Here is a 5818-nt window from a genome sequence, read left to right as displayed (position 1 = left end):
AAATGGGTGATCGGATAATCCCGAAATGACTGATCGGAATGCTCCGAAATATGCAGTAATCGTCTTCTTGCCAGAAAGGATGTCAGTTTCAAAACGTTCAAAGAACGTCATAGTAGTCGGTGCGGTCATTTATCTCGGTCGCTTAACATTTAAAGGTTAGGTAAATGTTTATATACCAGAATGCTTGTTCAAGCGAATAAAAATTAGATGCGAGAGAATGCGGCAAAGCCAAATAGCAGGCAATAAAAAAGGAGAACCGAAGTTCTCCTTTTATTAAACCTTTAAGCTAACTCTAAATTATAGAGATGCTTTCGCTTTTTCAACTAGAACAGCAAATGCTGCTTTGTCGAATACTGCGATGTCAGCAAGAATCTTACGGTCGATCTCGATAGATGCTTTCTTAAGGCCATTGATGAAACGGCTGTAAGATAGACCATTTTGACGAGATGCCGCGTTGATACGTGCAATCCAAAGTTGACGGAATTGACGTTTCTTGTTGCGACGGTCACGGTAAGCGTATTGACCAGCTTTGGTAACTGCTTGGAAAGCTACGCGGTAAACACGTGAACGTGCTCCGTAGTAACCTTTAGCTTGTTTTAGAACTTTCTTATGACGTGCACGAGCTTGTACACCACGTTTTACGCGAGGCATTATGCTTCTCCTAAACTAAACGAATTTATAAACTAAAAAGAATTAAGCGTATGGCATCATACGTAGAACTTGAGCAACTTCACATTTAGGAAGGATCGAGTTCGGACGTAGCTGACGCTTGTTCTTAGTAGTACGCTTAGTCAGGATGTGACGTTTACCAGCGTGCTTAAACTTAATACCACCAGCAGTTTTCTGGAAACGCTTAGCAGCACCTTTGTTGGTTTTCATCTTAGGCATGATGAATAACTCCGCATTGTTGAGTTGTTAATAACATAGTAATTAGGGCGAATAAAACCCCGCAACCTGAGGCTGCAGGGTTTAATTACTTGCAAAGCCGTTAATTACTTCTTTTTAGGGGCCAACACCATGATCATCTGGCGACCTTCAATTCTCGTTGGGAAAGATTCGACAACTGCAAATTCTTCAGTATCTACTTTCAAACGATTAAGAACGTCAACACCGATTTCTTGGTGAGCCATTTCGCGGCCACGGAAGCGAATTGTTACCTTCACTTTGTTGCCGTCTTCAAGGAAACCAGTCAGGTTGCGTAGTTTTACCTGATAGTCTCCAATATCAGTTCCAGGTCGGAATTTAATTTCCTTGATCTGAACCTGCTTTTGCTTTTTCTTCTGCTCTTTCGCAGCTTTGCTCTTCTCGAAGAGGAACTTACCGTAGTCCATCACACGACAAACTGGCGGCTCGGCGTTAGGGCTGATCTCTACAAGATCCATACCAGCTTCATTTGCAGCTTCCATCGCTTCAGCGATTGTTACTACACCAACAGCTTCGCCGTCTGCGCCAGTTAGACGCACTTCACGAACGCCACGAATGTCACCGTTTAAACGGTGCTGGTTTTGTTTGGCCGGTTGTTGGCCACGTCTTCCGCCTTTAATAGCTATTCCTCCAGATTGAGCTTACGGCTTGAAACCTCGGCTTGGATGTATGAAATAAAGTCATCCACTTTAAATTTGCCAAGGTCCTTACCTTTACGTGTACGTACTGCAATTTCGCCGGCTTCCATTTCTTGGTCACCACACACAAGCATGAACGGTACACGTTTCAAAGTATGTTCGCGGATTTTAAAGCCAATCTTCTCATTTCTCAAGTCTGCTTTGACTCTAAATCCACTTTTTTGCAGTTTTTTCGCAATTTCTTGTACATATTCAGACTGTTTGTCTGTAATGCCCATAACAATTGCTTGTTCTGGCGCCAACCACGTTGGGAAGAAGCCAGCGTATTCTTCAATAAGAATACCGATGAAGCGTTCTAGTGAACCTAAAATCGCGCGGTGAATCATAACTGGCGTGTGACGCTCGTTATCTTCACCTACGTAAGTTGCACCTAAACGTTCTGGTAATGCAAAATCGAGCTGCACTGTACCACATTGCCATGCGCGGTCCAAACAATCATGCAAAGTAAATTCAATCTTAGGTCCGTAGAACGCACCCTCGCCTTCTTGAATCTCGTATGCAATCTCCATCGCCTCAAGCGCTTGCTTAAGATCGGCCTCTGCACGGTCCCACATTTCGTCTGAACCTACACGCTGTTCTGGACGAGTAGATAGCTTAACAACGATGTTTTCAAAACCGAAAGTTGTGTAAGTATCGTAAACCATTTCAATACAAGCTTTAACTTCTTGCTGAACTTGGTCTTCAGTACAGAATACGTGAGCATCATCTTGAGTGAAGCCACGAACACGCATAATGCCGTGAAGTGCGCCAGACGGCTCGTTACGGTGACATGAGCCAAACTCAGCCATACGTAGCGGTAGATCACGGTAAGATTTCAAACCTTGATTAAAGATTTGAACGTGACCAGGACAGTTCATTGGCTTGATCGCGTACTCACGGTTCTCTGAAGAAGTCGTGAACATCGCTTCAGCGTACTTATCCCAGTGACCAGAACGTTCCCAAAGAACACGGTCCATCATTAATGGGCCTTTTACTTCTTGGTAATCGTACTCAGTCAGCTTCTGACGAATAAATACTTCTAGCTCACGGAAGATAGTCCAACCGTTGTGATGCCAGAACACCATGCCTGGTGCTTCTTGCTGCATGTGGAATAGATCTAAGTGCTTACCGATTTTACGGTGATCGCGCTTAGCCGCTTCTTCTAGGCGCACTAGGTGAGCCTTAAGCGCTTTCTTGTCATGGAATGCAGTGCCGTAGATACGTTGAAGCATCTTGTTGTCACTGTTACCACGCCAGTAAGCACCTGCTACGTTAAGTAGTGTGAAGTGTTGGCAGAAGCCCATATGTGGAACGTGGGGACCACGACACATATCGATGTATTCTTCATGATGGTACAGGCCTGGACGATCGTCTTTAGAAACGTTCTCATCCAAGATTTCGATTTTGTAAGTCTCGCCGCGAGCTTCGAATGCGTCACGCGCTTCCTGCCAGCTAACTTTCTTCTTAACAACCTGATACTTGGTCTTCGCTAGCTCTTTCATACGCTTTTCAATCTTTTCTAGATCTTCTTGCGTTAGAGAGTGCTCAAGGTCGATATCGTAGTAGAAACCGTTATCAATAGTAGGACCGATCGCCATTTTCGCTTCTGGAAAAAGCTGCTTAATCGCGTGACCTAAAAGGTGAGCACAAGAGTGACGAACGATCTCAAGGCCATCAACTTCATCTTTAGCTGTGATGATTTCTAGGCTTGCATCGTTTTCGATAAGATCACAAGCATCAACACGCTCGCCATCTACACGACCAGCAATGGTTGCTTTCGCAAGACCAGGACCGATTGATAGGGCAACATCTAGAGTTGATACAGGGTTGTCAAATTGACGCTGACTACCGTCAGGAAGAGTAATAATTGGCATTATTTGTCCTTTACAGTGGTGTTGCACACCAAGCAACACATGAAAATTATTTAATATATTTAATTCAAAAAGTTAGAAAACTTAATGGGGATATATGTAAGAATTGGTACAAATTTGGGTACAAATACAGATGTGCCCTTATAAGTACTGGGGCATTGTAACGAATTAACATAAAATAACAATGCTGCACTTAAGGCAAAGCACGATAACTATTGTCATTATTGCTTTCTAGGCTAAATCTAGGTGCCCCCCCTGAGAGGCCATGAAGTTTCAGTCATATTACTACTCGTTACCACCTACTCAAGATCTTGATTTATTGCGTTCCTAGCCTCATAATCAAATTTCACTGGCAAAATCCAGTGACGGGATTGGTCCCCCGTTTTAGTGAGTTAGTCTCTATGCACAAAAGGATGTATAAAACATCCAGCTTTTTGCTGGTTTTTTTATGCCTGCGATTCAGCACACCCAAATTATGGTGGACTGGATTGGGCAGCTTCGGCTGGCCGTTTCCTTTTGTGGCGGTAGGACCAACCCGATTCAGTTCACCACCCAAAGTTTGGTCCCTTTGCGTGGTGATTAAAAACCACGAATCACAAAAGGGGTTATCCCATGAATAACCAAATTCGAGTACCATTTCACGGTTCTAATCTATTCCTCATTCAACATAATGGTGAACCATATACACCTATGCGTCCGGTAGTTGAAGGTATGGGGCTTGCTTGGCAAACTCAACACCGAAAGCTAACTACTAATACGGAGCGTTGGGGTGTCACCATGATGGTTATCCCCTCTTTGGATAGGCACAACGAAGCAACATGCATCCCCCTTCGAAAACTCTTCGGCTGGCTCCAAACTCTGCAACCTAATCGAATCCGTGCAGATATCCGCGACAAAGTAATCCAATACCAAAACGAATGTGATGATGTTCTTTGGCGATACTGGAACAAAGAAGCAAACCAGCTCCCAGCCCATACTCCAACACGTGTTACCACAAAGCTTTTAATGACGTTAGAAAACGGCCGCGTGCTCGGTACTGTTCCAGTTGGAAATGACGTGATGGTATTCGAGCGTTCAAGGCTTCCTGAATTGCTACGTGAGCCTGGTTACTTTTCTATTGAGGATTATGCGAAAATTGCTGAAACAGCGAATTCTAGGTTGGCAATGTTGTTAGCTGTGAAGGGAAAGAATTGTTGAGTTGAATAGATAAAGGCGCCAATTGGTGCCTTAATCGTTTGTATGACTCTTCTACTCTCTACAAGTCAACAACTTGCATAACTCGCCTCGTAACATCTAGGCTAGCTTCATCAACCTTTACCCAAGTAGGAATAAGTTGGGCGTCTTTAAATGACCGTTCACTTTATGTTCATTGGTAAAATTCACATATAGGAGCCTCAAACCTTTTGCGTGTGTATGCATATGTTATTATCCATAACTAATTTGACTTAGTTAAAGGACTAATTGTGGATATCAAAATCATCGTTGCTCTAGTCAGCCTCGCAGGGATAGCTTTAGGCGCGTTAACTAGTGGGTTAGGCTATTTTTACAAGGTAAGAGCTGAAAGATTAAAAACTACCAAAGAAACACTCTATTACCTATTAGAATTCCGAGCTCATTTTAAAGCATCTTCGTTTTCTCCCGAAGACTTGTCAGCCGAGTACTTGTCAATATGTAACGATTTCTTCAAAAAGAAGCAAATACCTAAAGAAGCACTACCTCAAGGACTGACACAAATACTAGACCAAATGTTTTCTTCGCTTATTGAAACTATGGCTCCCAATATCTCGGTTGATTTCTTAACTGCATATGAAAAAAGCCTAAAAAGCTTAGCAAATGACAATCCTGTCCTTGCGTATAGGCTTAGAGGCAAAGAAGCATATGCAGGAATCTTCGCACTGATGAATAATTATTGCCAACAACTAAAAACAATCAAAGAGTTCAATAACGAAGACATACCCCCTGATTTTGTGGAAAGTCAGATTGTTAAAATGAACGACTGGGGGTTTACAGAACAACTTGAACAAACAGATAAGGATATTTCGCTAGTTGCAAAACGCTGTGATTTTACAACTCGCTGGGAAGTGAGAAAGATTCTTGCAAACAAAAAGAAGCCCGTCTACAACTTAAGAGATTTTGAGATAGAAGATAAACTAGAGCTGTTACTAGAAAATTTGATGGAACTTCACACAGAGGATCAGACCAAAGCTCCATAACATCATATCTACCACGGCATTAAGTCAGCTAGCTTTTGCAAAAATGTTTTTTTTGACTTAGGCCGTACTTTTACCTGGACTGGCTCTGGCTCTGGCTCTGGCTCTGGCTCTGGCTCTGGCTCTGGCTCTGGCT

6 protein-coding genes are annotated in these 5818 nt (G+C 43.0%); 2 read left to right on the top strand and 4 right to left on the bottom strand.

The genetic code is table 11. The features are described from left to right. Positions 1 to 297 precede the first annotated feature (297 nt). From rplT to thrS, 4 genes are all read right to left on the bottom strand, one after another. Positions 298 to 651, bottom strand: a complete 354-nt coding sequence (rplT, locus tag ACED28_RS22570; RefSeq protein ID WP_004733517.1) for a 50S ribosomal protein L20 — start codon at positions 649 to 651, stop codon at positions 298 to 300. 42 nt (positions 652 to 693) lie between these two features. Next, positions 694 to 888 (bottom strand): 50S ribosomal protein L35, encoded by a 195-nt coding sequence (rpmI, locus tag ACED28_RS22565; RefSeq protein WP_004738430.1) that lies wholly within the window; start codon positions 886 to 888, stop codon positions 694 to 696. Between the two features lie 104 nt (positions 889 to 992). Then, the gene (gene infC, locus ACED28_RS22560) at positions 993 to 1544 is read right to left on the bottom strand and encodes a translation initiation factor IF-3 (RefSeq protein ID WP_077680304.1); all 552 of its coding nucleotides are present in this window, start codon (positions 1542 to 1544) and stop codon (positions 993 to 995) included. A 2-nt stretch (positions 1545 to 1546) separates the two neighbouring features. Beyond that, a complete protein-coding gene (thrS, locus tag ACED28_RS22555) occupies positions 1547 to 3475 on the bottom strand; it encodes a threonine--tRNA ligase (RefSeq protein WP_029223062.1) in 1929 nt (642 codons plus the stop codon). A gap of 609 nt (positions 3476 to 4084) precedes the next feature. Between thrS and ACED28_RS22550 the strand changes: the two genes are divergently transcribed. Both ACED28_RS22550 and ACED28_RS22545 read left to right on the top strand, forming a co-directional pair. Further along, positions 4085 to 4669 (top strand): phage antirepressor N-terminal domain-containing protein, encoded by a 585-nt coding sequence (locus ACED28_RS22550; RefSeq protein WP_105057260.1) that lies wholly within the window; start codon positions 4085 to 4087, stop codon positions 4667 to 4669. A gap of 266 nt (positions 4670 to 4935) precedes the next feature. Beyond that, a complete protein-coding gene (locus ACED28_RS22545) occupies positions 4936 to 5685 on the top strand; it encodes a hypothetical protein (RefSeq protein ID WP_371710799.1) in 750 nt (249 codons plus the stop codon). Positions 5686 to 5818 lie beyond the last annotated feature (133 nt).

The organism is Vibrio sp. 1F253 (genome assembly GCF_041439295.1).
Lineage (GTDB): Bacteria > Pseudomonadota > Gammaproteobacteria > Enterobacterales > Vibrionaceae > Vibrio > Vibrio tasmaniensis_A.
Note: the sequence above shows the minus strand (reverse complement) of the source record. Positions and strands in the feature narration are given on the sequence as shown.